The organism is Pseudalkalibacillus sp. Hm43 (assembly GCF_054170705.1).
This window is the reverse complement of sequence record NZ_CM135129.1, coordinates 101,382-125,440: the sequence shown is the minus strand read 5'-3', so window position 1 is coordinate 125,440 and position 24,059 is coordinate 101,382. Positions and strand designations below refer to the sequence as shown.

Below are 24,059 nucleotides of genomic sequence, written 5' to 3'. Positions count from 1 at the left end.
AGAATGTTCCATTGAACATTCTATCATAGGTCATTCTGTTTGAATAGTTTATTGGTTCTCGCTCCGGCGAGACTCACGGGCTTTCTGCAATTCATCATACTCAAATGAGATGGAGAAACCGATGAACAATCCGTACAGCACATATAAACATAATGTCGTCACCAGCGTGTTCGTGCCTAACTCTTGGATCGGCTTCAACCCTGGAAACATCGGCCGTAACAAATAGAACACGATTAGCCAAAGCGCTATACCGTATAGGACACCTGTCATCATGTGCTTGAATTTGGCTAACACGACTTTATAAATGATTGCGACCAGCATGGATAACAGACCGATGAGGATAATTCCGATCCAGTCACCTAACGCTTTATCCTTCCAATCCCCTACCACCCAGGGGGACAATACCAATGCAGGTCGTATTTTCGTGAAATTCAACATGTAAACGGCATAACCGATCAGACTCCAGAATACACCCCCGACAAAACCGATGGTCAGTACTCTGCCTGTAAAGGAAAACTGTCGCTCATCCTTGTTCTGTTCCAACCGCTCATCTTGTTTTCGCTCTGTTTCCATCAACGAAACACCTCCGAAGTTTAGTATATCCGTTGATTGGAATTCTATTTTTAAAATCGACAAATAATTGCCAGTACGACGTGTTAAATGACCGGAATTAGGGAAAATATAATGCAAGCCCAAATCGTAAATTTAATTGACAAGAAGTCCACACATATAGCGACCAGCTATACTATCATGATAGAATAAGGGTAGATTGGAAACGTATAGATAGGTTGGTGGATGAATGTCTAAGCAGAAAACTCCAGCGTATGGCGGCCAGGCTGTCATGGAAGGTGTCATGTTCGCTGGGAAACACACATACGTAACAGCAATCCGTAGGAAAGACGATACATTAGACTACTTCGAAGTGAAGAAGAAACATCGTCCAATCCTTGGATTCCTCAAAAAAATCCCGTTGATCCGAGGTTTCGTCGCTATTATCGAGGCAAGCGGAAACGGTGTAAAACACTTGAACTTCTCCACAGAGAGATATGACGTCGCTCCTGAAGATGATGAAAAAATGTTAGAGGAAAATAAGCCTTCTAAGCTTTCATTGATATTAGGAACCGCTGCGATTGGCGTTTTATCATTCTTATTCGGAAAGTTTCTCTTTACCTTATTGCCTGCTCTGGCAGCAGAAGCATTCCGTCCAATCCCTATATTTTCAGGACATGTTGGACAGAATATGATCGAAGGCTTCTTAAAACTAGTCTTATTGCTATCATATCTTTATTTCATATCGATGACACCGTTGATCAAACGCGTATTCCAGTATCACGGCGCTGAGCATAAAGTCATCAATGCTTATGAAAACAAGTTGCCGTTGACGGTTGAAAATGTGCAGGCCCAATCAAGGCTCCATTACCGTTGCGGAAGTAGTTTCATACTTTTCACAGTGATTATCGGTGTATTCATTTACTTGCTTGTACCATCCGAGCCCTTATGGCTTCGTCTCGTTTCACGCTTGGCATTGATTCCTCTCGTACTCGGGGTTTCATACGAAGTCTTACAGGCTACAAATAAATTAAGAAACATCCCTGTATTACGTTATCTTGGATATCCTGGCTTATGGCTGCAACTTCTAACTACGAAAGAACCGAAAGACGACCAAGTCGAAGTTGCCATCGCCTCTTTCAATGAAATGCTTCGCAGAGATGGGGAGTATGAAAAAGAAGCGGCAAAAACAAGCGCGAAAGTGGTTTAATCCTTAAAGGAGGTGAGTCTTGTTGTTTTCACGTGTATCCAACTGGATCATCATGTTGTTAATCGGTCTAGCTGCATTCGGTTTTGTGATGAAAGTGATTACGGATCCTATGGGCCTTCTTAAAATGGTACTGATCATTGCAGCAGTCGCTGGACTATTCTACTTCTTGTATAAACGTTTCATGGCAAAAAGAATGGGGCCAGATAATGGTCAATACAAGCAAGCGGCTCGCTACTCTGCTAAGAAATATCAGAACAACAATGCTGGTAATGTTCTTTCCAGAAAAGTCAAACCGAGCCCAAAGCAAAAGGCAAAACCCTCCTATACAAAAGCAAAAGCGAAGAAAAGAAGGAACGACCACAACTTCAAAGTCATTGAAGGCAAAAAAGGAAAGAAGAAAAATCGAGCTCTATAAGGTGCTCGATTTTTTTAGTGTGATTTTTGTGGTTTTTTTGTTAGTAGGATAATGACGCCAAGTCCGTAAAAACTTCTCCGTGCTTTCCTTTCCGTAGTCCGTCAGTTGGTCGATCACATCGTTCGAGAGAGAAAAATTGATCATTGAAATTTGCTGCACAGGTATGAACACGATGTCTGCACTATGCGCTTCAGATATGTGCCTCGCATCATGGGCGTCCATCATCGTATCGAACAATCCGTGAAAAAGGGTGATCGCGTTGGTGATATTGTTCGGCTTCTCCTCGAACTGGGAGGGCTGCAGCTGGAAACCGATCACGGGACGTTGCTGTGGCTTCTTGTCGTCCTGAAACAGCCAAATCGGAAAGTTGCTCAGCACTCCACCATCCACGAACACATTTTTCTTTCCTGTCGCGTCATACAATTTGATCGGATCGAAGAAATACGGAATGCTCGCGCTCATCCGAACGGCTTTTGCGATTTTGAACTTTTCAGGAAGTATCCCGTATCGCTCCAGATCATCCGGCAAGACAATCAACCGACCATTCGTAATGTCCGATGCAATGATCCGAAGAGAGCCTTCTTCAAGGTCTGCAAACGTTTTGATCCCTTTATCCGCTAACTTTTCCTCCATCCATTGTTCCAATTTCTTGCCTTTATATAATCCTAACTTCCAATAGAGTGTCAGCCATTTCATAAAAGGAAAAGCCACTGAGATCGCTCTTGGGTCGAGGAATTCACGAAGGTCAATCTCATGCAGCAACGACTTGATTTCATCCGATGTATAACCAGCGGCAACAAAGGCGGCAATGATCGCTCCAGCACTCGTCCCAGCTGTTCTTTTGAAGTGGATGTTCTTTTCTTCTGCGACCTTCAACGCACCAATGAAAGCGATCGCTCTAACTCCACCGCCCGAAAACACGCCATCTACATCCATCGTCTCACCCCTCTCCTTTTATATATTTACGAAGAGAGGTGTGGATTCAGAATCAGACAAATCCACGCAATAAAAAAACAACCATAACGAATGTCATGATTGCTCTTGTTCTTCTTCATTTTTACGTTGTACTTCTCTCAAACCATCGATTCGTTTCGTGTCTTCGTCAAAATATTGGACGAGGTCTCCGATCCGATCAATCGCATTCCAGCTAAGGTGATGTTCGATCCCTTCAACATCATCGTAGATGTTTTCACTATCTACACCGATGACCTTCAAGAACTCTTCCAATAGTTCATGTCGATAAACGAGACGCTTCCCGAGTTTTTTCCCATTCGGAGTCAGTACAAATCCACGATATTTTTCGTAGACCACATACTTCCCTTTGTCTAATTTCTGTACCATTTTCGTAACCGATGACGGATGAACTTCCAGTGCTTCTGCAATATCTGAAACTCTTGCGTATCCTTTTTCGCTTATGAGCTGGTAAATACGTTCAATATAATCCTCCATACTTGGAGTTGGCATGTTCTTCCCCTCCAATACCGCAGATCCTGTACCTGTTTTGAAAATCAAAACATATTAAAAGGATACAATAATAAACTTTACGTGACAAGAGCAGATAAAGTCATGTAAAGTACTCGATCGATGCCTCCGGGAAGTAACTGTGAATGTATCCCTCTATCGTTTCGCGGAGTTCCTGTGCTTCATCCTTCTGGTACACATACTTCCCGATTCCGTAACGACCCCACTTATATTTTCGATTCTCTTCATCCATCTGCAACTTACTTTTCGGGTAACGTTTTTCGATGACTTTTTTCGCTGGTTTCGTGAAACGATGTTGAATCAATTCGAAAGTGATGTTCTTGAAATAGTCGGTCGGAATCATTTCATTGATGATATCAAAAAGTTCCTTGTATCCTTCTTTCCAATCATCGTGTAAGTATAATGGCGCAACGACAAAACCTAAAGGATAGCCTGCTTCCACAACTTTTTTGGCAGCACCTAAGCGTTGTTCTAGTGAGGAGGTCGCCATCTCCAGGTTTTTGATGACCCATTTGCTGTTCACACTGAATCGGAAACGTGTATTTCCATTGTGCTTCGCATCCAGCAGATGATCAACGTGATGATATTTCGTTGTGAATCGTAGACGTCCGAGCTCCGTTTGACCGATGAATTCGATCGTTCGTTTCAGAGAGTGTGTCAGATGGTCGATTCCGACGATGTCCGATGTACACGAAGCTTCGAACCTCGTGATTTCAGGCGCTCTTTCGTCCATATATTTTTGGGCTTGGCCGAAGATTTCGTCTAGGTTGACGTACGTCCGGATGTAAGGTTTGCTGCCGAGCGTTGTTTGGAGATAACAATAGTGACAGTGCCCCATACAACCTGTTGCGAGTGGAATCGCATATTCGGCGGATGGCTTGGATGTATCGAATTTGAGCGTTTTCCTGATACCGATCACGAGTGTGGATTTCGCATTCCGATACTTCTGAAGCTCGTTGTTTCCGGGTAAGTCCCGGACCTGGTTGTGAGATGTCGTTTCTCTGATTTCTAATCCCATATCTTCAAATTTTTGTTTCAATTCCTGTGCAAGAGGATATTTTTCTAACGCTTTTGGTTCGACATAGACCAATTGCGGCACGAATGGTTTCATAAGCATTTCACCTCGTGTTTAGTATGAGCGAGGTGTTTAAATATCTTTTAGGTAAATTTAGACAATTGCTATCTTCTAGATAAAACATAGAAATCAAATTGCTCTTTAACATTATAAGCACCACTATGTCGTTTTCTATGACACGGGAATTCACACAAGCTAATCAGATTTGAAAGTTCATTTGCCTTTTTCCAGTCCCCTTCAAAGTTACGAAAAGGAATAATATGATGAACAGAAAGTTCCTTACCGTATTCCAACTCAGTTATTCCACAATCCTGACAGGTGAAATTGTCACGTTTCCTAGCTATCCTTCTCTGTTTTCTCCAATTTGGCCCATAATAATCAATATCCCCACCTTGCCATGTTCCACTATTAACACCGGAGAATAAGCCTGAATTGGAATAATAATCTGACATACAATTAACAGAACAAAAGTTGAAATTTTTAACTACAGATGGTTTTTTGTCAAAATCCTTGTTACAACCAGTACATTTAACTATAACTCTCTTCTTATATTCAACTTTTCCTCTTTTACCATTAGCTTTACCTAAGCACTTTCTTGAACAATATTTTGCAGTTGTTTTTCTCGAGACAACCACCTCAAATGGTGTATTACATATCTCACAGTTAATCATAACTCTTTCCCTTAGATGTTGATTCTGTTTATTCTTTCTCCTGTAGTTGTACATACATTCTTTGTCACAAAAATTTCTTTTAGAAACTATACAGCGTTTTACATAGATTTCTTTTTTACAATAACTACATTTGATTTTCACTTTCTTTGTGAGTCTTTTCCAATGTTCCAATGGATTTTTCTTTTGATAACTATGTTGACACTCCCTAGAGCAATATTTTTTCCTATTAAATTGACTAGGTTTTACACTCAATATCTTATTGCATTCTAAACAATTCTTTTCCACAGTTTACAACACCTCCACGAAAAGAACGTATGTTCTTTTTAGTTGTTAAAAAATGAGACTATGCATTCGGCATAGTCTCATGTAGTAATTAGATTCCGCACTTCAACTGCGCATTACAGTTTGTACATGTGTTACATCCACCGATTTCTTTTACTTTACCTTTTCGGCAGACTGGACAAGTGTTTCCTACTTCGTTACCGATCGTTACGTCAGTAGAACGAAGGGCTGCAATCGTGTCAACGAGCACGACTTTCTTTGGTTCTTGTTCAGTTAGTGTTTCTTCTTCATCGAAAGTGTTTTCCTCAGCTTTTAGCGTTAAAACTTGGGAGTCACGGCTTCCGTCTACATAGACTGTTCCACCTTTTGCTCCACCGTTATATAGTCGCTCATAAACCGCTTGAACCTGCTCAACTGTATAGCCTTTCGGTGCATTAACAGTCTTACTTATTGAACTGTCGATCCAGTTCTGAATCACACATTGCGTATCCGCATGAGCTTCAGGTTTGAGTTCCATAGCTGATACGAACCACTCAGGTAAGTTATCTCCATCTGCATTCTCATTGCGCGACAAGTATTCGTTCACGATATCTGCCTTCACTTCGATGAACTTACCTAAACGTCCGCTACGGAAGTATGAGAATGAGAAGTAAGGTTCAAGTCCTGTACTTACACCGACCATAGTTCCTGTACTCACTTTTGTTACTCCCTGCTTTTGCAGGTGGAGGGATTATCAGTACCCTCTCCATTTGTCGCCAAATGGGTCAGACTATATCATCAACCAGTTTAAAACTGGTGCTCGGCATGTAGTCGTTGAGGGGTCAGCCACGACTTCCCTGCGGATTGTCTGCACCTTTTAATTTTTACCCAATAATATGTGCTGGCAAAGCACGGGTACAAAAGGATACTCAGAGTTTCCCGCATATAGCCAAGTTTACCTATACTTTTACAAGTAGAGGGGGCAATTTATTTACCCGTAGGAGCTACAGTCAACAGGTGCGAGTTACGAATACCATGCTCGAGGACACCTTGTCGGATGTCATCAGGCATTTTCTTCATATAGCCTGTACTGATGAAAGCTTCTCGTAATTCTCTTGTTTCTTCATCTGTTTTGCCAACTAAGAATGGGAAGCTACCTTTTTCTTTCGCCAATTCGATTGACTCACGATAAGCAGTCGTTGCCATCGTTTCAAAAATCTCATCGACGAGCTTGTTCCCTTCCTCAGATCCGTATTTCGTCTCACAGTAGATGAGCAAATCATGTAAGCCCATCACTCCAAGCCCAACACGGCGCTCACCAAGAGCTTGTTCCCGGTTATTCTCCAAGAAATAAGGAGTTGCATCAATAACGTTATCCTGCATACGGACACCCGTACGAACCGTTTGTCTCAGTTTCTCAAAATCGACCTTCTTCGTCTCTTTATCAGCGACATTTGCTAAATTGACAGCCGCCAAGTTACAGACGGAATATGGTGCGAGAGGTTGTTCCAGTTTGTTATCCTTTCGGCTTTTTATCCGAAAGTTCTACACCTTGATCGTTCGGTGCAGCTCGGCATATCTTTTCATTAATGATAAACATTAATGTTGCGGCCTCGTGGATCGGTTATATTCTGCTACAAGCAGTTTCACGATCTATGCTCTGCCCCTGGCTAATCTTTTTAAAATTAGCCTTCGGTTCGGATTCCCATCTCAGGGTTCCCGCTTAATTCCGCAATTTTTTACGTGAGGCAAATTAAGCTACTCTACCACACGGGTTCGTCGCAACGACCTTCTGTCCATATGCCTTCGCATTTGTCATTTCGTTTGCATTGTCGATAAAGAAAATACCTGGTTCTGCTGAATAGGTTGCACAGATATTAATGAGGTTCCATAGTTCACGCGCTTTGATTCGCTTGTAAACGCGGATACCGTATCCTAGTGCTTCCCATTCACGAACATCTCCGTATTCGTGCCACTTATTGTTGTATTCGAGCATTTCTTCAAATGTGTAATTCTCCACATCCGGGAAACGCAATTCATATTCTGCGTCGTTTTCTACAGCTTCCATAAACTCTTTTGTCACACATACCGAGATGTTCGCTCCAGTTAGGAACTCTGAATTATGAACGCTGTATGTTCCACCTGTGCGAAGCTTTTCTTCTGCTTCTTTAATGGCTTTATCAGTAAAACCACCTTGACCAGGGATGCTCTTGTAATTCACGATCCCTTGGTACATCAACTGTTCCGTCTCTGTCAGTGGTGTAAATTTCAATTTATCAAGGGCAAGTTGCTTGATTCGCTCGTCCTTTGTATTCTCAACCAAGTATCGTAAAATTCTTGGGTTTTGCATTTTAGAAATAATGAATTCGATAATGTCAGGATGCCACGCTTATACCGTCCTTTTCAGGATACTTTAACTCTGCTTTCGCAGACGGTCTAGACTATATCATCACCCTCAGCTCTACCTGTTAGGGGTTGGGCGCTTCGAAGATCGAATGATCTCCTACTCTACTTCCTAAGACTGCGCTTAGGTTTCGATAGTCGTTGAACCTTCACCTTCATAGGTGCTTGGCTGCTGATTACCCAATCCGATCAATTTTTAGCATTCACGCTCACCGTTCCCAGTCACGTTGTAGCTTGATCGTCTCTAAGGATTTTTCAGCAATTCACCCAATTTTCTAGTCATTCATTGTCTGAATGACGCGGACTAGAAAATTTAATCCGCTAACATAATCATCTGCGCACCTCTGCGCGACCCGCCTTGTTCTACAAGGTGAGTCAACTTCGCAATATCATCCAGCCATGAAACGGATCCGGATGATTTTCCATTCACGCCTTTTGCCAGTGTGTTTCTCGGTCGGAGCGTCGAACCGTTCGTTCCGACTCCGCCACCACGGCTCATGATCTCCATCACTTGTTTACGGTGATCCGAAATTCCTTCTCTCGAGTCTGCTACAAACGGCATCACGTAACAGTTGAAGTATGTGACTTCTGTCGCAGCACCTGCTCCGTATAGAACTCGTCCAGCTGGTACGAAGTTCAAGTTCACCAGCTCGTGATAAAACTTCTCGAATGACTCTTGTCTCTTTTCTTTGGTTTCTTCAACGGCTGAAAGACCTGTCGCATTTCGCTTTGCGATTTGCTCATAGTAGATTTCAAGCGGCTTATCAATCGTATCCAGTGATCTTTTTACAATTCCAGTTTCGATCTCCTCAGGCTTGTCTAATACGCCTCGATAATCGTCTTCTACCTTCACTTCCGCCATTTTTTGTTCTCGGTCCAATGAAACGATGAACCCGACACCTCTTGCTGGGAATTTCGGGTCGTCCTTTACAGTCAATACGACGAAATCCCCGACCTTCAACGTCCTTTTCTCGGTATCCTTGAACGAATACCGGTCCAACATGACCAATCGAGATACACCTTTGTGTGTAGTGTGCATGTCCGATGTGATCGGATGCACCTGTTCGAATTTAGCAATGTCCTCATTCAACCGGTCAATGTTGATATGATGTCGTTGCTCCCCTGTTACAATCGCCATCCAGGATCCTCCTCATTATTTAGTGTTTTTATGTTTTTTCATTAATGCTTTATGTGTACCCAAATAATAGCATATCCAACCTCCCGATATCAATATATAGTGTACATTATATTTAAATAGTACAATATATTGTGTAATTTAGAACGAATAAGAATAATCTTGTCAAAATCAGAAAGGTGTAAAATGTGTAGAATGGTGGAGAAAAATGTCCAAATCCCTCCCTATTTCATCTGGAATAACAAATTTATCTGTTTGCAGGTTTTTAGGATTTTTGAGCTATAGATGTGCCATAAGTTTTACTCATATCCTTCTTTTGTGCCTGAAAAAAAATAAAACTGCAGCTCGTTTCAGCTGCAGTTTTTCCACATTATCGTCGATAAGTCCATTCGTCATTTGCATAACGTCGTTCAATGATCTCATCTATATATCGTTTTTGTTCATCGTTCAGTTCAAGTGGGACGAGTTCCACATCAAGCCCATCTGCAAATCCTTGTTTGAATGCTTTTTTTGATTCTTCAATAGTTACTTTCTCTTGGCGGAGGTCGTTGATGGCAACCGCTTTTTTGCTGAACGCTTTTTGCATCAGCTCGCGAACACGCTCATTTGCAAATTTGAAACAATCAAACAGTTTGTCTTCATCTATATCTAGTAAGATGGATCCGTGCTGGAGAATGACGCCCTTTTGTCTCGTTTGCGCACTTCCGGCAACCTTCCGTCCCTCAACAACGAGCTCATACCAGGAAGGAGCATCGAAACAGACTGCTGAACGCGGATTTTTCAAGCCGGCCTTTTCCTCCTCAGTTCGTGGAACCGCAAAATAGGCATCCAATCCAAGGTTCCGGAATCCTTCGAGAATCCCTTCTGAAATGACTCGGTATGCTTCAGTCACGGACTGCGGCATCTTCGGATGTTCCTCTGTCACGATCACACTGTAAGTCAGTTCCTGATCATGTAAAACTGCCCTTCCACCGGTCGGTCGACGGACAAATCCATATCCGTGTTCCTTGACTGCATCCATATTGATTTCTTTATCTACCTTTTGAAAATAACCGACGGACAGCGTCGCAGGGTTCCATTCATAAAATCGGACGACTGGCTTGATTTCGCCTTTACTGTGCCATTCTAAGAGCGCTTCATCCAACGCCATATTATAAGCTGGTGAACATGCACCAGAATCGATAAAATACCATTGCTCTTTCATTCGAACATAACGCCTCTTTCTATAACAATCGTCTGTATGTACCGTTCATAGTTTAACAGATTTATGAACAAGGGTACAATGAATGCTCTTTTGGCGTAACTTTGTTTTGCGAATACGGTCAATCCTGTATATAATGGACATGGTATATTTTTATGAATTCTATAGAAAGAAACTAGGGGGAAATAGCATGGATTGGATTTTATGGGTATTGCCAGTAGGGCTGCTACTATATATGATCATTGCTGGCCTTTATCAACGTAGACAATTGAAGACTTTGACTGAAGAAGAATTCCGTAGCGGTTATCGAAAGGCGCAACTCATTGATGTCCGCGAAGCAAAAGAGTACGATAACGGACATATATTAGGAGCGCGTAACATCCCACTATCTCAGCTCCGTATGCGTCATAAAGAAATCCGTCAAGATCAACCGGTATACCTATACTGCGAAAGCGGAATGCGTACAGTTAGGGCAGCGGCAGTCTTAAGGAAAAAAGGCATTAAAGACCTTTACAACCTCAAAGGCGGATTCAAAAAATGGAACGGTAAAGTAAAAAAAGCAAAATAAGCTGATAGAGTGAGATCGAAATGATCTCACTCTTTTTATTTGGACAGCTTTCTGTCCTTCATTTTCGTTTTATCGCAATTTGGGGGATAGAAAGAGCCTCTTGCTGTCCTCCATTTTTGTCTGTTTGTCATTTGGAGGATAGAAAGCGACACTTTCTATCCTCCATTTTCGTTTTTTCAGTAAATGAGGGATAGAAAGAACCCTTTGCTGTCCCTCATTTCTGGTTTCCTGAGTTTTGAAGGACAGAACCAGCCCTGAATACAACGAAAAAGAAGGACGGACCCCCAAACTAAACCCGGGATCCGTCCTTTCATCTTCATCTTTATTGTTTTTCGTAGCGAAGGATCGGTTTACGTGCTGCTGTCGTTTCGTCCATTCGCTTGATGACTGTAGTATGTGGTGCTTGCTGTACCACTTCAGGGGATTCTTCCGCTTCTTTCGCGATCTGAATCATTGCCTCGATGAACTCATCCAACGTTTCTTTTGATTCCGTTTCCGTCGGCTCGATCATCAATCCTTCCTCAACGTTTAGAGGGAAGTAGATGGTCGGCGGGTGGTAACCGAAGTCTAGCAGGCGTTTCGCCATGTCCAACGTACGGACACCAAGCTTCTTCTGACGCTTCCCGGAAAGGACGAATTCGTGCTTACAATGTTGAGAGAATGGAAGGTCAAAGTGTGGCGCGAGCTTGCGCATCATATAGTTCGCATTCAATACCGCGTAATCACTGACCTTTTTCAGACCGTGACGGCCCATCGTCATGATATACGTATAAGCACGGACGTTGATTCCGAAGTTACCGTAAAATGGCTTCACACGGCCGATAGAATCCGGCAAGTTGTAATCGAACACATACCCTTCTTCCGTCTTCTTCAAAATCGGCTTCGGCAAGAATGGCATCAAGTCCTTTTTCACACCGACTGGACCTGATCCTGGACCGCCGCCTCCGTGAGGACCTGTGAACGTCTTATGCAAGTTCAAGTGAACGACGTCAAAGCCCATGTCTCCTGGACGGGTACGCCCCATGATTGCGTTCATGTTCGCTCCGTCATAGTAAAGCTTTCCGCCAGCTTCGTGCACGATTCGTGCCATATCAAGGATATGCTCTTCGAAAAGACCGAGCGTATTCGGGTTGGTCAACATCAACGCTGCCGTATCTTCACCAACGACACGCTTCAAGTCTTCCAAGTCTACTAGGCCATTTTCATCTGATTTTACCGTTACAGACTCAAATCCAGCCACGACTGCAGAAGCCGGGTTCGTTCCGTGTGCAGAGTCAGGAACGATGACTTTCGTACGGTTGTGGTCTCCGTTTTTCTCATGGAAGGCACGGATCATCATGAGACCAGTCCACTCACCATGAGCACCTGCTGCAGGCTGTAGCGTCACTTCGTCCATACCGGTGATCTCTTCTAGTGACGTTTGAAGATCGTACATCATTTCCATTGCACCTTGGACCGTATCTTCGTCCTGATAGGGATGGATGTGTGCGAATCCTGGGATCCGTGCGACATCCTCATTGATTTTCGGATTATATTTCATCGTACAAGAACCTAATGGGTAGAATCCGGAATCTACTCCGTGGTTACGCTTCGATAATGCTGTGTAGTGTCGCATGATTTGAAGCTCGGAAACTTCTGGTAGCTCCGGCTCTTCCTCACGGATATAGTCAGCATCGAGCATTTCTTCAATGGGAGTTTCCGGGACATCTAATTCGGACAGGCTGTATCCTGCACGTCCTGGTTTTGACAATTCAAAAATGAGCGCTTGGTCTTTTTCGTGACTCATTGGACTCCCCCCAATTCTTTAACGAATGTATCGATTTCTTCTTTCGTGCGTTGTTCCGTTACCGCGATCAGCATGTGCTGGTCGAGATCCGGGTAGTATTGACCGAGGTCGTAACCGCCAATGAATCCTTTTTCAAGCAGGGCTTTATTGACGTCTTTCACTGGCCTCGAAACCTTCACAACCAGCTCGTTGAAAAACTTCCCGTTAAAATGAACGTCCAATCCCGCTGCTTCTAACTGCTTCTTCGCGTAGTGTGCTTTTTGCAAGTTCTGCACCGCGATTTCTTTGATGCCTTTTTTACCAAGAGCGGTCATGGCAACAGATGCAGCCAATGCGTTCAATGCCTGGTTGGAACAGATGTTGGATGTCGCCTTATCACGACGGATATGCTGTTCACGCGCTTGCAAAGTCAGAACGAATCCGCGTTGTCCTTCTTCGTCAGTCGTTTGACCGACAAGACGCCCCGGTACTTTACGCATCAATTTCTTCGTCGTTGCAAAATAACCACAGTGCGGTCCACCGAAGGCAGCCGGGATTCCGAATGGTTGTGCGTCGCCGATGACGATGTCAGCACCGAACTTGCCTGGTGGCGTAAGTGCACCAAGTGACAACGGGTTGCTGGAGACGACGAACATCGCTTTTTCAGAGTGGACGATTTCTTCAATCTCTTTCAACGGTTCAATTTGTCCGAAAAAGTTCGGGTATTGGACGATCACACAAGCTGTATCTCCATCTACCTCTGCCTTCAACGCTTCTAAATCCGTCGTACCGTTGGATGCTTCCACTTCTACGACTTCAAGGTTCGGACCTTTTGCATACGTATGAAGCACGCTCAATGCTTCTGGATGGACGCTCTTGGAGACGATGACTTTCTTCTTGCGCGTTTGGGCTGCACTTAAGAAAGACGCTTCCGCCAACGCCGTTTGTCCATCATACATAGAGGAGTTCGCTACTTCCATGCCTGTCAATTCACAGATCATCGTCTGGAATTCAAAGATCGCTTGAAGCTCTCCTTGTGAAATCTCAGGCTGGTAAGGTGTATAAGCTGTATAGAATTCTGAACGCGAAATGACGTGATTGACGATGGATGGAATGTAGTGATCATACACTCCTGCACCTAAAAATGATGCGTACTCCTTCGTGTTGACGTTTTTGTTCGCGAGCTTCGTCATCTTCTTCATCAGATCCGGCTCAGGAATTGCTTCTGAGATATTCAAATCCCCTTTGAATCGTACGTTTTCAGGGATATCAGCAAACAGCTCATCAATGGAATCGATGCCGATTTCGGCTAACATGTCCTTTTCGTCTTGCTCTGTCATTGGTAAGTAACGGAATTTCACCATTCATTCCCCCTCGTTATTTAACGTTTATAGAAAGGCGTTTTAACCACTTCTGCTTTTAGTCGGCGTTTACGGACCTGTACTTCGACTTCTGTGCCAAGTTCCGCATACTCCGTGTTGATGATGGCTAGTCCAAGGTTTTTACCTAGTGTAGGAGATTGCGTTCCAGTCGTCACTTCTCCGATTTTTTCATCATTTTTGAAAACTTCGTAGTGTGTACGTGGAATGCCTTTTTCGATCATCTCAATGCCGACGAGCTTTCGCTTGAGGCCTTCTTCTTTCTGCTTCGTCAAGGCTTCTTTTCCGATGAAATCGGCTTCCTTTTTCACTTTGACCGCAAATCCGATACCTGCTTCCAGTGGAGAGATCTCAGCTGTAAGCTCTTGACCGTAAAGAGCAAGGCGAGCTTCAAAGCGTAGTGTGTCCCGAGCACCTAGGCCGATCGGTTGCACTCCGTCTTCTTTTCCAGTCTCTAAAATCTTCTTCCATAGCGTTGGGGCATCTTGGCTGTCGCAATAGATTTCAAAACCATCTTCCCCTGTGTATCCAGTTCGGGAGACAAGCGCATTCGTGCCATCCAGGTCAACGTCTTCCGCAAATTTGAAGAATCCGATTTCACTGAGGTTGTAATCCGTCAGTTTTTGAAGGACTTGCTCAGCTACTGGTCCTTGAAGTGCAAGCTGGGCAACGTCATCGGAAATGTTCTTGATTTCGACATCGCCTTTTTTATTTTTCACGAGCCAATCATAATCTTTTTCTGTATTGGCTGCGTTCACGACGAGCAGATAATCTTCGTCTGCACGCTTATAGACGAGAAGGTCGTCAACCGTGCCACCATCTTCATAGCACATCGCTGTGTATTGAGCTCCGCCATCCTTCAATTTCGAAACGTCGTTCGTCATGACATATTGAAGGAAGTCTAGTGCACCCGGACCCTTCACGCTGACCTCACCCATGTGAGAAACGTCGAACAATCCTGCTTTCGTACGTACAGCTTCATGCTCTTCTTTAATGCTAGAAAACTGGACAGGCAGTTCCCAGCCTCCAAAATCGATTACCTTCGCACCGTACTCTTTGTACAGCTCAAATAATGGTGTTCGCTGCAAGGTAGACATGAACATCTCTCCTCTTCTATTTTTATTTAAAGTTTCGTTATCTAGCTGCCAGATTTGTCTTTCAGTCTTTGTAAAACAGAAAAAGACAAAGAAGACTGATCTGTCTTCTCTGTCCTTGTACCTGAAAGTTTATCGCAGTGTTAGCAAACTGCGATTGTCCCCTTTGGTGGCTCCATCATCGGAACACTCTCCAGAGCTGCGTCAAACAAGAGTCCGTTTGCCTGAGAGATTCGCTAATGCTTGCTCCTTCGGCGCTACTTCAAAGAGTAGTCTCTCCCCTTGTTCTCACTCGCCTCTATATGGTTCATGCAGCCGATTTTCACCGGCTGTTCAGACTAAATCAATAGCAGCTATTATATTTCTAAGTTCGCTTGTTCATACTAAGTATGAAACTAGTTCTATCTTATCATCGAACGACGTAAAATGACAATTATCTTTTCTATGAAAGCGTTCTATTTAACACATTTAACGAACGTTTCATAATCTCATATATTTAATGTTCGTCATTAACGCTGAATACATCTCTGGAAAGGGTTTTCTAGTATGACGTTTTCAATCCAACATGATCAATCCTGGGCTTCGGACTTCCTCAAGCGGATGGACGAGGATGGACCCTGGGCGAACTGGGAGTTATATCAACTTGCACTTGAAGCAGAGAAAAGCTTGATCATACCTGAGTTCCTTGGATTACAAGCTCCAAGGCATATTCCACATGTCCAGATCCTCCCCCACCAATTGGAGGTGGCGAGGAAAGTCATCGAGGACATGAACGGAAAAGGTATTCTTGCTGATGAAGTCGGTCTTGGTAAGACGATCGAGGCTGGCCTGATTATGAAAGAATACATGATTCGCGGGCTTGCGAAGAAAATTCTCATTCTCGTTCCGGCTTCACTTGTCATCCAATGGACGCATGAATTGAACACGAAATTCCTCATTCCAGCGGTCCCGCAAAAGAAAGCGTATGTATGGGAACAGTGTGATGTAGTCGTGTCCTCAATTGACACAGCAAAGCGTAGTCCTCACCGTGACATCGTCCTGAATCAGGATTACGATCTGATCATTATTGATGAAGCACATAAATTGAAAAACAAGAAAACGAAAAACTATGAATTCGTCCAACACTTGAAAAAGAAGTACTGTCTGTTGCTGACTGCAACGCCGATTCAAAATCGTGTGGAAGAAGTGTTCAACCTAGTATCACTTCTGAAGCCGGGTCATCTTGGAAATGAAGAATATTTCGATGAAGCGTATCGCTCTGGAAAATACAATGTCCAGAATGAAGAAAAGCTGAAGCAATTGATCAACAAGGTGATGGTGCGGAATCGACGAGAAGATACCGGTCTTAAGTGGCCGAAACGGATCGTCAAGACGATTCCGATCACCCTCTCACCTACCGAAAGACAGTTGTATGAATCCATTACGAATACAAGGAAAAATACGACACTCGCACAACAGCACGCCTTTTCTACAATCACTCTCCAGCGTGAAGTTTGCAGCAGCCGGGAAGCAGTTTTCCTAACGCTGAAAGCGATGTCCGAAAAAGATGGCATCAGTGATGAAGCCCGAAATTCAGCTATCAACCTGATGCAGGAGATCGAGAACGTCGATCGGAACTCGAAAGCTGAAAAGGCTCTGGAGATCATCCAGTCGATTGACGATAAGGTCATCATTTTCACCGAGTACCGGGCCACCCAATTGTATTTACAGTGGTACCTGAAGCAGCACGGAATCAGTTCCGTTCCATTCCGAGGCGGTTTCAAGCGGAACAAAAAAGACTGGATGACGCATCTGTTCAAAAACCATGCGAAGGTTTTGATTGCCACCGAAGCAGGTGGAGAAGGAATCAACCTCCAATTTTGCCAACATATCATCAACTATGACCTGCCATGGAACCCGATGCGTATTGAACAACGAATCGGCCGTGTCCACCGGATCGGTCAGGAACATGATGTGCATATTTATAATTTCGCAACGGAAAACACGATTGAAGAACACATCCTACGATTGTTATACGAGAAAATCAACTTGTTTGAAAACGTCATCGGTGACCTGGATGAGATCCTCTCACGTGTCGGTATGAAGAACATCGAGCAACATATCCGGGATATTTTCTATGATTCGGATACAGACGGGGAAGTACGGATCAAGATGGATAATCTGACATCACTCTTAACGTATAATGAGGACGAGGGGGATTCATATGCTTCAGAAGGACATTCATAATTTCCTTGAGCGATACTTCAACGCGAATGATTGCGAGTTGTTGGAACGTTATAACAACATGCTCCATGTCCAGTTGACGATTGAATTGGATAAGTTGTTGATGAATAGACCCTTCTATTGGCATTATCAACAAATGACCGGTGCTGAACCTAATCCGATGAAATTGAAGTTGCGCACAGAACAAGCAGAGGATGGGAGTGGTGATGGAGAGTTCATTCACTTCGGTTCTCCGAGGCTTCATCAAATCTTCCAATCAACAAAACAGTTGGGATCTTATATCCGGTTGTATGAGAATGTGATGCAGAATAACCAATCCTATATTCCGCTAGTACCGTGGCTCGGATTGAACATCAAAGTATCTTACCAATGCGATCGGAAAAAAGATCTCTTGCATTCAATCGGATTGAATCTGATCAACGGTATGATGGTCAGCGAGTTCCAATCCCTTTTACAGGTTAAACCACTGACACCGAAAATTCCGGATTATTGCTATACGATGAGCTCGATGATCAAGCCGGTAAGTGGAATCAAAAGGATCGAGTCTTATGTTGAACAAACGATCCGAGAGGATGACCCTCAATGGTCCATCGATGCCCGTAAACGTTGGCAAGAGGATGATGAATTACTTGATCACTTCTACCGAGACGTTGAAGTGTTGCCTGAATCCTATCATGTTGAAAAGCAAGCGTTAAAAGAGTTGTATGAACCGAAAGTGATTGTACAAATCATCAACGGTGGTATGTTCTATCTATCGAACCATACGATGATGCAATAACGAAAAGTGCGAGAACGATTCGCACTTTTTTTGCTTTTCTAAAAGGAATTTAGTGGTAAAATGAGGGAAAAAGAGAGGTGTGAAAGCATGGGTTTCATCATCCAGATCGGGTTTGCTATCATGTTATTCTTATTTGCAACTGCTGTAGCATGGTATGAGGGGAGCGCTTTGCTTAATGATCCATGGGAATGGAAGTACACGACACCCTTCAGTGGTGAAGTGACTCAGGAAAGCGATATATCACAGCTGGACTTTTTCTTTTACGCAGCGAAATTCGAACCGACTTTTCCGCTCTTGATGGCTACAAGTCTACTATACATAATCGTTTTAGTGGCTTACAGATCTTTTAACAACCAACGAAAAGGGATTCTCTTCTTTTCTTGCTTTGGTGCATCGCTATTGATCAGTTCGAGCTTCATGATCCAATCACCGACAATCGGGGCTGCATTATTCACGAAACTGTTCATTACTGCAGGTATTTTGTGCATCGGTTCAGCATGCTACCAGTTCTTTCGTCTTCGGAAAAAGACAGATGCAATGATTTGAAAGAAATAAAGGATGGGTCACGTGATGATGACCCATCCTTTACTTTTTCTTTATGAACATGGAGATCGCCATCGGAACGAGGCCGAACCACTTCACAGAAAGTGGTGCTTTTTCTTCCTTTCGCCCTTCTTTCGTTTTCTTCCGGTCTTCTTTTGGCTGATCCACGTATTTTACAAATTGTTGAGTAAGATACTTGATGAGATCATTCAACGACATCCTGATCACCCGTTTTTACCATACATTCTAGACAATCTCGGTTGCTTTTATCCATTCCTGTATTTCATCGGCTATTTGTTCGACTGTCTTATGATCTGTTTGCACAGTAAAGTGGGCATCTTCGTAATACGGTTGACGTCGCTCTGCTAGTCGGGCCAACTCCGATTTGGACTTCCCTTTCGCAAGCGGTCTGCCGTCGTCTCCTGACAATCGGTCATAAATCGTATCCACCTCTGCATCCAAGTAAATAACATAACCGTTTTGTTTCATGAATTGGCGATTCTCTTTTCTTATTACAACACCGCCGCCAGTCGTTATGATGACTTCGTTCGTTGGTAGTTCACGAAGGGCGTTCTGTTCTTCATCCCGGAAATAGACTTCCCCTTTCTGCTCAAAAATCGTGGGGATTTTCCAAGATAATTTTTCTTCAATGTATGCATCTAAATCAATGACCTGCATCTTCATCCGTTCTCCAAGCACTTTTCCAACTGTCGTTTTCCCTGCCCCCATGAAACCAGTCAAGTATATCGTTTTCACTAGACCACCACCCACTGAATGACTTGTTCGTTAACATAATCATAATACAATAAACCCGTACCTTTTCCGAAACGCGTTCCTTCAGCTTCAAACCGTACTTTGATTATACCTTCTACATAATCGGTTATGAAATACTCCACTCTCCCCACGGAATGATTGAATACCCCAACATCACCACTTTTGAGCTGAGCGGAACGTAATTGTGGAAGTATCTCCTCTCTTGAAAGCTGTAAAAGGATCGATGTTTGAAACCAACTGGTTTTCGTCCGGATGAAATCCCGTTCGCTATTCAAGATCTGAATGTTGTATACCGTCACCGAAACGAGAAGGATGGACAACATGACGGACAACGCTGTCATATACCCGCCCTGTTTCATTGATTCAAGAATGACTGGACGAGGATAGACTTATGTGTGAATCTTTGTCCGTTCGCTTCAACTGTAATTGATACTACCGTATGAAGAAGAGAAAAATCAATCGCTTCAATCCGTTGAAGGATGATTTCAAAGCCTCTTCCATCCACCTTGCGAATCACCCGGTTCCCATTCTTCTCATACGTAATGAGTTTCCCACTTGGTTGAGTCAAGTATAACTTGTTTGAACTGATTTCAGCATCCGTCGAACCCTGGATCTCCTTATCGGCTTGTTCAAAAAAGAGATTCACTTCTTGTCGGTGCAATGAGGTTCCATCAGTTGAAAAAATCAGCTGATACATGGATGGCACTAATGAAACGAATGCGAGAAACAAAATCAGACTCAATACCGTTTCAAGCATCGTAATGCCTTGCTCATCTAACTTCACCGCATACTGATTTCGCCCTGTCATTCGAACCCTTCCAATCTAAACAAATTTTCATGACCTCTGCATTTTGATCCCATGACACGTTAAAGGTTTTCCCATTATTGTCCGAGTGGACATTTGATGCAGGTAATGCTCTTGTAACCTGCCATTCTTGTAATAGGTTGTGACACATAGTGATCGCGATACTTTCTTCCTGAAGCGTCACTCTTTCCTGATAAATCTCATGTAGAATCGGGGCAACCGATACGATAGTAAACATGAACAGACTGAATCCAATCATTGTATCCAGAAGTGTCCACCCTCTACAATTGTTCAATGTAGAAACGTCCTTTACCAAGCAAGAAGACGATTTTGTACGATCCCCTCTTAGATCGCAGCAAAATCGTACCCCCTTTTTGAATGGTACCGTTGCTGCTGTATTCGAAAACCAGACCTGTTGACACTTCTTGAAAATAAAGACCTTCAGGGTATTCTACAGACTTGATCTTTTTCATAGGACCGGATTGAATGGTATATTGCTTGGTCGCATTATTGAATTTCACTTGTACTTTTGCTCGTTCGGTGAGTGCATACTGTTGTGCATAATGGAGATCTGAAGTAAGGAGTTGGATGAATTGTTGCACCTCTCTGCTTTCTTGAAGAGGCTTTAAGTTGATGACCACCACTCCCATCATGAGAACAAGAAGAGATAATACCATCACCACTTCAATCATCGTAAACCCGCCTTCAATTTGTCTGGACTGTTTCACTCGGACGTACCACTTTCCCATTCTCAAGCTGTAGTTCCTCTCCATCCGGACATTTCCAACGATCGATGTATTCACTCATCACAGTGAAATCGGCAGGAAGTTCACCCTTCTCGACCTCATAAGCCGCTACCTGGCTTTGCACCAGTTGAATGGTCGCTTCACAGCTTTTTTCTTTTACAACATGACTGTTCTTCGCCATATTTGGTACAGCGATCAGCAATAGAATTGAAATGATCAGGATCACAATCAACATTTCGATCAAAGTAAAGCCGGACTCATTTGCTTTCAAACGACACATACAAATCTCCTTTCATCTTAAAGGGATTGGAACATTCGAAAAATCGGCAGCATGACGGATAAGAATAACGTTAAGATAACGCCACCAATCAGGCTGAATAAAATCGGTTGGATGAAGGTCAGCGACTTTTGGATTTGTTCATCAGTCCGTTCCAACAGCATGTCACTATAAAGGATCAACTCCTGACCCAGCTGACCATTGGACTGTCCGAAGTGAATCACTTGAGACAGCTCTGGTAGATAAAACACTCTTTCCTGTATGATCTTACTGAATGATTCACCTGTCCTCAGTTCACATATGAGCTGACCCGCTTCCTCCTGAAAGAATGGCATATGACTTTGCTGCTGAAAAAGCTGCAATGCTTGTGGGATGGATAGACCTCCTTTTAATAGATGTCCCAATTGGAATGTGAAATAGTGGGTTAAAAATACTTTGAGGGGAATCGAAATGAAAGGAACTTTTGATAAACGAAGGAGTTTTTCAAATGTGGTCAGCTTGTAGTATTTGAAGTGACCATAGCTGAAAAGAAGGATGGACAACGCGAGACTGCCGTAAATGAACGCTGGAATGTGCTCGAAGATGCCGATCATCACCCTTGTGACAATGGGAAGTTCTAGATTGACGGAATGGAAAAGAGATGTGAACTGAGGGAAAAGGTATTGCACCATGAAAAACATCATAATCGCTAATACACTCAATAACACGATCGGGTAACGGATTTTCTGATAGAAGACCTTTTTCACATCTTCCCGTTTTTGAAGGATGGTACTTCCTTCCTTCAGTCCTTTCGAAAGACTGCCGTACTCAGAAGCGAAGTACAAATACCCTAATACATCTGAAGGGATTCTATGGTCGGCGAGAACTTCTACTAACGGCAGACCTTTCTTTAACTCACATTGGATATCCTTGATCGGGTAATTTTTTTGACGTTCAAATTGAAATTTCAGCAGATCAAGCGCTTGAGAAACGGAATATCCTTTTTCCAAAAGCATCCCAAGGCTTCTTAAAAAAGCAGCTTGTTGCATTCTCGTCCAATTACGTTTTGCCATAATCCCAGCCGGTGAAATCACTAGATGGTTGCGTGGATATGAATCCCATCGCCTCTGCTCGCACTAAGTAATCGTTCAATTTCGGATAGATGGCTGTATGATCATTCTTCAGTTGTACTTCTTCCAATACTCTAGCTAACGTTCCGCCAACAAGCACTTCATAGATCCCCATGCGCCTGTTCGTTCGTCTGACAAGGCATGGAATCTTGCATCCATTCCCACAATACGGACACACCAAATCACACAGCTGTTGTGAAACGACGCCTAGTAAAGTTTGCTTTAAGTCTTCAATTTTCAGACCGAACTCTAGCAATCGATACAAACATCCTGTCGTGTCTTTCGCGTGTAAGGTCGAGAGTACCAGGTGTCCTGTCAACGCGGCCCGGATCGCGAGGTGGGCAGTCGCCTCATCGCGGATTTCTCCAATCATGATGACATCGGGATCGTGTCTCAAAATCGATTTGAATCCATCCAGATACGTCACTCCGGCAGGCTCATTGATTTCAATCTGCAAGAAATGATCCATCCGCTTTTCAATCGGGTCTTCGAGCGTGATGATCTGTCGTTTTGATTGTCTTTGTGCTTCTTGGAGCAGAGAATAAAGGAGCGTCGTTTTACCTGAGCCTGTCGGTCCGACGAATAGGAGAAGACCCTGGTTTCGCTTCAGTAACTGACTGATTTGATCGAGCGTATTTGGGAAAATCGAAAGCTGTTCATGTGGGTTCATCGTATTTTGAGGTAAAATTCGAATGGCTAATGCTTCGTTGTAGGCAGAAGGGAGTGTGGAAAGCCTTAAATGAATATTTCCTTGGGTTGGAAGATAATGATGGATGGAACCATTTTGAGGTTTTCTTTTCTCACCGATATCCATACCGGCCAAGAATTTGAAGTGTGAGATCAGGCGAGTGCTTTGATGAAGTGGCATTTCTTCAAGGGGATATAATCTATGATCGACTCTTGCTTGTATCGTAGAGGATTTGACTTTCGGGATGACGTGAAGATCTGTGGCATTCAAAGCGAGCGCTTTTGAAATGAGTTTTTGACTCTTCATTTCGACATTAATTTCTATACAATCACCTTCTTTCGGGAAGTATATGTATAATTCGACTAATGGAGATCATCTCCTTCTTACGTGTAGAAATACTTGTATATTTTTTTCCGTAGCCACTATACTATGAGTAGCATCTACGAGAGATTTAGGGGCGCCACAAAATTGACATAGCAAATGTAATTTACTTTTGTCATGAACTTGATTTATAATACTAAAAGAGTCCATTATTTTATGAGTGGAATATAGTACAAAATGCGCACTTATAACCGTATGATCATTGCTGCAAAGGAGGATTACATATGGCAAGAATGTACCGCATGATGGGATTTTGGACGGCAGTCATCGCTGTTATGGCATATGTCGGTGGTATGCAAGCGTTCTCCCTGCTGTTTGTTGGTCAAACAGTCATGTTCGTTGCACTTGGCTACTTAAACTTATCTGAGAGAATGTATATTTATATCTTTGGTGCATACTTAACGGTGTTCTTCATCGGATTCACGTATTGGACCACATTCATGATGACACCTGGCTCAGGTGGACATTAATCTCTATAGCTTTGTGTAAAAGAAGCTGCCCTTCATTGGGCAGCTTCTTTTGGTAGG

The 24,059-nt window shown here is 43.2% G+C and carries 24 protein-coding genes, 4 pseudogenes and 1 riboswitch; of the genes and pseudogenes, 7 read left to right on the top strand and 21 right to left on the bottom strand.

Annotated features, from left to right (window positions below; genetic code table 11):
- Nucleotides 1-48: 48 nt before the first annotated feature.
- The gene (locus ACXQIQ_RS00615; RefSeq protein WP_439300666.1) at nt 49-573 is read right to left on the bottom strand and encodes a YqhR family membrane protein; all 525 of its coding nucleotides are present in this window, start codon (nt 571-573) and stop codon (nt 49-51) included.
- Nucleotides 574-799: 226 nt separating this feature from the next.
- Here ACXQIQ_RS00615 and ACXQIQ_RS00610 point away from each other — a divergent pair, with 226 nt between their 5' ends.
- Both ACXQIQ_RS00610 and ACXQIQ_RS00605 read left to right on the top strand, forming a co-directional pair.
- Entirely contained in the window at nt 800-1,759 is a 960-nt protein-coding gene (locus ACXQIQ_RS00610) for a DUF1385 domain-containing protein (protein WP_439300667.1), read from the top strand.
- A gap of 19 nt (nt 1,760-1,778) precedes the next feature.
- Complete coding sequence (locus ACXQIQ_RS00605; RefSeq protein ID WP_439300668.1) at nt 1,779-2,174, top strand: SA1362 family protein; 396 nt, start codon at nt 1,779-1,781, stop codon at nt 2,172-2,174.
- Here the strand turns inward: ACXQIQ_RS00605 and ACXQIQ_RS00600 are convergent.
- The 9 genes and pseudogenes from ACXQIQ_RS00600 to ACXQIQ_RS00560 form a co-directional block, all read right to left on the bottom strand.
- The gene (locus ACXQIQ_RS00600) at nt 2,169-3,110 is read right to left on the bottom strand and encodes a patatin-like phospholipase family protein (protein ID WP_439300669.1); all 942 of its coding nucleotides are present in this window, start codon (nt 3,108-3,110) and stop codon (nt 2,169-2,171) included. The genes ACXQIQ_RS00605 and ACXQIQ_RS00600 overlap by 6 nt on opposite strands.
- Before the next feature lie 93 nt (nt 3,111-3,203).
- Nucleotides 3,204-3,638: a transcriptional regulator MntR gene (gene mntR, locus ACXQIQ_RS00595; RefSeq protein WP_439300670.1), complete on the bottom strand. Its 435-nt coding sequence runs from the start codon at nt 3,636-3,638 to the stop codon at nt 3,204-3,206.
- 100 nt (nt 3,639-3,738) lie between these two features.
- Nucleotides 3,739-4,773: a spore photoproduct lyase gene (gene splB / locus ACXQIQ_RS00590; RefSeq protein WP_439300671.1), complete on the bottom strand. Its 1,035-nt coding sequence runs from the start codon at nt 4,771-4,773 to the stop codon at nt 3,739-3,741.
- A gap of 62 nt (nt 4,774-4,835) precedes the next feature.
- Complete coding sequence (locus tag ACXQIQ_RS00585; RefSeq protein ID WP_439300672.1) at nt 4,836-5,687, bottom strand: HNH endonuclease; 852 nt, start codon at nt 5,685-5,687, stop codon at nt 4,836-4,838.
- An 88-nt stretch (nt 5,688-5,775) separates the two neighbouring features.
- Nucleotides 5,776-6,378 (bottom strand): annotated as a pseudogene (locus tag ACXQIQ_RS00580) (vitamin B12-dependent ribonucleotide reductase); the annotation flags it as partial.
- A 278-nt stretch (nt 6,379-6,656) separates the two neighbouring features.
- A pseudogene (locus ACXQIQ_RS00575) lies at nt 6,657-7,172 on the bottom strand (vitamin B12-dependent ribonucleotide reductase); the annotation flags it as partial.
- A gap of 256 nt (nt 7,173-7,428) precedes the next feature.
- A pseudogene (locus tag ACXQIQ_RS00570) lies at nt 7,429-8,022 on the bottom strand (vitamin B12-dependent ribonucleotide reductase); the annotation flags it as partial.
- Between the two features lie 360 nt (nt 8,023-8,382).
- A pseudogene (locus tag ACXQIQ_RS00565) lies at nt 8,383-9,204 on the bottom strand (ribonucleotide reductase N-terminal alpha domain-containing protein); the annotation flags it as partial.
- A 367-nt stretch (nt 9,205-9,571) separates the two neighbouring features.
- Complete coding sequence (locus ACXQIQ_RS00560; protein ID WP_439300673.1) at nt 9,572-10,405, bottom strand: lipoate--protein ligase family protein; 834 nt, start codon at nt 10,403-10,405, stop codon at nt 9,572-9,574.
- Between the two features lie 232 nt (nt 10,406-10,637).
- Between ACXQIQ_RS00560 and ACXQIQ_RS00555 the strand changes: the two genes are divergently transcribed.
- Nucleotides 10,638-10,970: a rhodanese-like domain-containing protein gene (locus ACXQIQ_RS00555; protein WP_439301968.1), complete on the top strand. Its 333-nt coding sequence runs from the start codon at nt 10,638-10,640 to the stop codon at nt 10,968-10,970.
- A 322-nt stretch (nt 10,971-11,292) separates the two neighbouring features.
- Here the strand turns inward: ACXQIQ_RS00555 and gcvPB are convergent, their stop codons facing one another.
- Genes gcvPB through gcvT form a run of 3 tightly spaced genes read right to left on the bottom strand, consistent with a single transcriptional unit; the run spans nt 11,293 to nt 15,211 of the window.
- A complete protein-coding gene (gene gcvPB / locus ACXQIQ_RS00550; RefSeq protein WP_439300674.1) occupies nt 11,293-12,756 on the bottom strand; it encodes an aminomethyl-transferring glycine dehydrogenase subunit GcvPB in 1,464 nt (487 codons plus the stop codon).
- The gene (gene gcvPA / locus ACXQIQ_RS00545) at nt 12,753-14,096 is read right to left on the bottom strand and encodes an aminomethyl-transferring glycine dehydrogenase subunit GcvPA (RefSeq protein WP_439301969.1); all 1,344 of its coding nucleotides are present in this window, start codon (nt 14,094-14,096) and stop codon (nt 12,753-12,755) included. The genes gcvPB and gcvPA overlap by 4 nt, the downstream gene beginning before the upstream one ends.
- Nucleotides 14,097-14,116: 20 nt before the next feature.
- Complete coding sequence (gene gcvT, locus ACXQIQ_RS00540) at nt 14,117-15,211, bottom strand: glycine cleavage system aminomethyltransferase GcvT (protein WP_439300675.1); 1,095 nt, start codon at nt 15,209-15,211, stop codon at nt 14,117-14,119.
- Nucleotides 15,212-15,410: 199 nt separating this feature from the next.
- Nucleotides 15,411-15,500, bottom strand: a riboswitch (glycine riboswitch).
- Nucleotides 15,501-15,754: 254 nt separating this feature from the next.
- Between gcvT and ACXQIQ_RS00535 the strand changes: the two genes are divergently transcribed.
- The 3 genes from ACXQIQ_RS00535 (at nt 15,755) to ACXQIQ_RS00525 (ending at nt 18,755) form a co-directional block, all read left to right on the top strand.
- Nucleotides 15,755-17,434 (top strand): DEAD/DEAH box helicase, encoded by a 1,680-nt coding sequence (locus ACXQIQ_RS00535; RefSeq protein ID WP_439300676.1) that lies wholly within the window; start codon nt 15,755-15,757, stop codon nt 17,432-17,434.
- Nucleotides 17,412-18,209 (top strand): YqhG family protein, encoded by a 798-nt coding sequence (locus tag ACXQIQ_RS00530; RefSeq protein WP_439300677.1) that lies wholly within the window; start codon nt 17,412-17,414, stop codon nt 18,207-18,209. Before ACXQIQ_RS00535 ends, ACXQIQ_RS00530 begins: the two co-directional genes overlap by 23 nt.
- A gap of 87 nt (nt 18,210-18,296) precedes the next feature.
- Complete coding sequence (locus tag ACXQIQ_RS00525; RefSeq protein ID WP_439300678.1) at nt 18,297-18,755, top strand: YjdJ family protein; 459 nt, start codon at nt 18,297-18,299, stop codon at nt 18,753-18,755.
- 39 nt (nt 18,756-18,794) lie between these two features.
- Here ACXQIQ_RS00525 and ACXQIQ_RS00520 read toward each other — a convergent pair whose 3' ends face one another.
- The 8 genes from ACXQIQ_RS00520 to comGA all read right to left on the bottom strand — a co-directional run bounded on the left by ACXQIQ_RS00520 (nt 18,795) and on the right by comGA (nt 23,457).
- A complete protein-coding gene (locus tag ACXQIQ_RS00520; protein ID WP_226546432.1) occupies nt 18,795-18,971 on the bottom strand; it encodes a YqzE family protein in 177 nt (58 codons plus the stop codon).
- 27 nt (nt 18,972-18,998) lie between these two features.
- Complete coding sequence (locus ACXQIQ_RS00515; protein WP_439300679.1) at nt 18,999-19,508, bottom strand: shikimate kinase; 510 nt, start codon at nt 19,506-19,508, stop codon at nt 18,999-19,001.
- Complete coding sequence (gene comGG, locus ACXQIQ_RS00510) at nt 19,508-19,867, bottom strand: competence type IV pilus minor pilin ComGG (RefSeq protein WP_439300680.1); 360 nt, start codon at nt 19,865-19,867, stop codon at nt 19,508-19,510. The genes ACXQIQ_RS00515 and comGG overlap by 1 nt, the downstream gene beginning before the upstream one ends.
- Nucleotides 19,868-19,881: 14 nt before the next feature.
- Nucleotides 19,882-20,334: a competence type IV pilus minor pilin ComGF gene (gene comGF, locus ACXQIQ_RS00505; RefSeq protein ID WP_439300681.1), complete on the bottom strand. Its 453-nt coding sequence runs from the start codon at nt 20,332-20,334 to the stop codon at nt 19,882-19,884.
- 278 nt (nt 20,335-20,612) lie between these two features.
- A complete protein-coding gene (gene comGD, locus ACXQIQ_RS00500; protein ID WP_439300683.1) occupies nt 20,613-21,059 on the bottom strand; it encodes a competence type IV pilus minor pilin ComGD in 447 nt (148 codons plus the stop codon).
- Nucleotides 21,037-21,357 carry a competence type IV pilus major pilin ComGC gene (gene comGC, locus ACXQIQ_RS00495; RefSeq protein WP_439300684.1) on the bottom strand — a complete coding sequence of 107 codons (321 nt, stop codon included), beginning with the start codon at nt 21,355-21,357 and terminating at the stop codon, nt 21,037-21,039. Before comGC ends, comGD begins: the two co-directional genes overlap by 23 nt.
- A 17-nt stretch (nt 21,358-21,374) precedes the next feature.
- Entirely contained in the window at nt 21,375-22,406 is a 1,032-nt protein-coding gene (gene comGB, locus ACXQIQ_RS00490) for a competence type IV pilus assembly protein ComGB (RefSeq protein WP_439300685.1), read from the bottom strand.
- Nucleotides 22,393-23,457 (bottom strand): competence type IV pilus ATPase ComGA, encoded by a 1,065-nt coding sequence (comGA, locus tag ACXQIQ_RS00485; protein ID WP_439300686.1) that lies wholly within the window; start codon nt 23,455-23,457, stop codon nt 22,393-22,395. The genes comGB and comGA overlap by 14 nt, the downstream gene beginning before the upstream one ends.
- Before the next feature lie 299 nt (nt 23,458-23,756).
- Between comGA and ACXQIQ_RS00480 the strand changes: the two genes are divergently transcribed.
- Entirely contained in the window at nt 23,757-24,002 is a 246-nt protein-coding gene (locus ACXQIQ_RS00480) for a DUF2626 domain-containing protein (RefSeq protein WP_226546441.1), read from the top strand.
- Nucleotides 24,003-24,059 lie beyond the last annotated feature (57 nt).

Coding starts and splice junctions, on each gene's coding strand:
- gcvT (WP_439300675.1), bottom strand. CDS start 15,211: ATGTCTACCTTGCAGCGAACACCATTATTTGAGCTGTACAAAGAGTAC.
- comGF (WP_439300681.1), bottom strand. CDS start 20,334: ATGACAGGGCGAAATCAGTATGCGGTGAAGTTAGATGAGCAAGGCATT.
- ACXQIQ_RS00520 (WP_226546432.1), bottom strand. CDS start 18,971: ATGTCGTTGAATGATCTCATCAAGTATCTTACTCAACAATTTGTAAAA.
- comGC (WP_439300684.1), bottom strand. CDS start 21,357: ATGTGTCGTTTGAAAGCAAATGAGTCCGGCTTTACTTTGATCGAAATG.
- splB (WP_439300671.1), bottom strand. CDS start 4,773: ATGCTTATGAAACCATTCGTGCCGCAATTGGTCTATGTCGAACCAAAA.
- ACXQIQ_RS00525 (WP_439300678.1), top strand. CDS start 18,297: ATGGGTTTCATCATCCAGATCGGGTTTGCTATCATGTTATTCTTATTT.
- ACXQIQ_RS00535 (WP_439300676.1), top strand. CDS start 15,755: ATGACGTTTTCAATCCAACATGATCAATCCTGGGCTTCGGACTTCCTC.
- gcvPB (WP_439300674.1), bottom strand. CDS start 12,756: ATGAGTCACGAAAAAGACCAAGCGCTCATTTTTGAATTGTCAAAACCA.
- comGB (WP_439300685.1), bottom strand. CDS start 22,406: ATGGCAAAACGTAATTGGACGAGAATGCAACAAGCTGCTTTTTTAAGA.
- ACXQIQ_RS00560 (WP_439300673.1), bottom strand. CDS start 10,405: ATGAAAGAGCAATGGTATTTTATCGATTCTGGTGCATGTTCACCAGCT.
- ACXQIQ_RS00615 (WP_439300666.1), bottom strand. CDS start 573: ATGGAAACAGAGCGAAAACAAGATGAGCGGTTGGAACAGAACAAGGAT.
- ACXQIQ_RS00610 (WP_439300667.1), top strand. CDS start 800: ATGTCTAAGCAGAAAACTCCAGCGTATGGCGGCCAGGCTGTCATGGAA.
- ACXQIQ_RS00600 (WP_439300669.1), bottom strand. CDS start 3,110: ATGGATGTAGATGGCGTGTTTTCGGGCGGTGGAGTTAGAGCGATCGCT.
- comGG (WP_439300680.1), bottom strand. CDS start 19,867: ATGACAGCGTTGTCCGTCATGTTGTCCATCCTTCTCGTTTCGGTGACG.
- ACXQIQ_RS00530 (WP_439300677.1), top strand. CDS start 17,412: ATGCTTCAGAAGGACATTCATAATTTCCTTGAGCGATACTTCAACGCG.
- ACXQIQ_RS00555 (WP_439301968.1), top strand. CDS start 10,638: ATGATCATTGCTGGCCTTTATCAACGTAGACAATTGAAGACTTTGACT.
- ACXQIQ_RS00480 (WP_226546441.1), top strand. CDS start 23,757: ATGGCAAGAATGTACCGCATGATGGGATTTTGGACGGCAGTCATCGCT.
- mntR (WP_439300670.1), bottom strand. CDS start 3,638: ATGCCAACTCCAAGTATGGAGGATTATATTGAACGTATTTACCAGCTC.
- comGA (WP_439300686.1), bottom strand. CDS start 23,457: ATGAAGAGTCAAAAACTCATTTCAAAAGCGCTCGCTTTGAATGCCACA.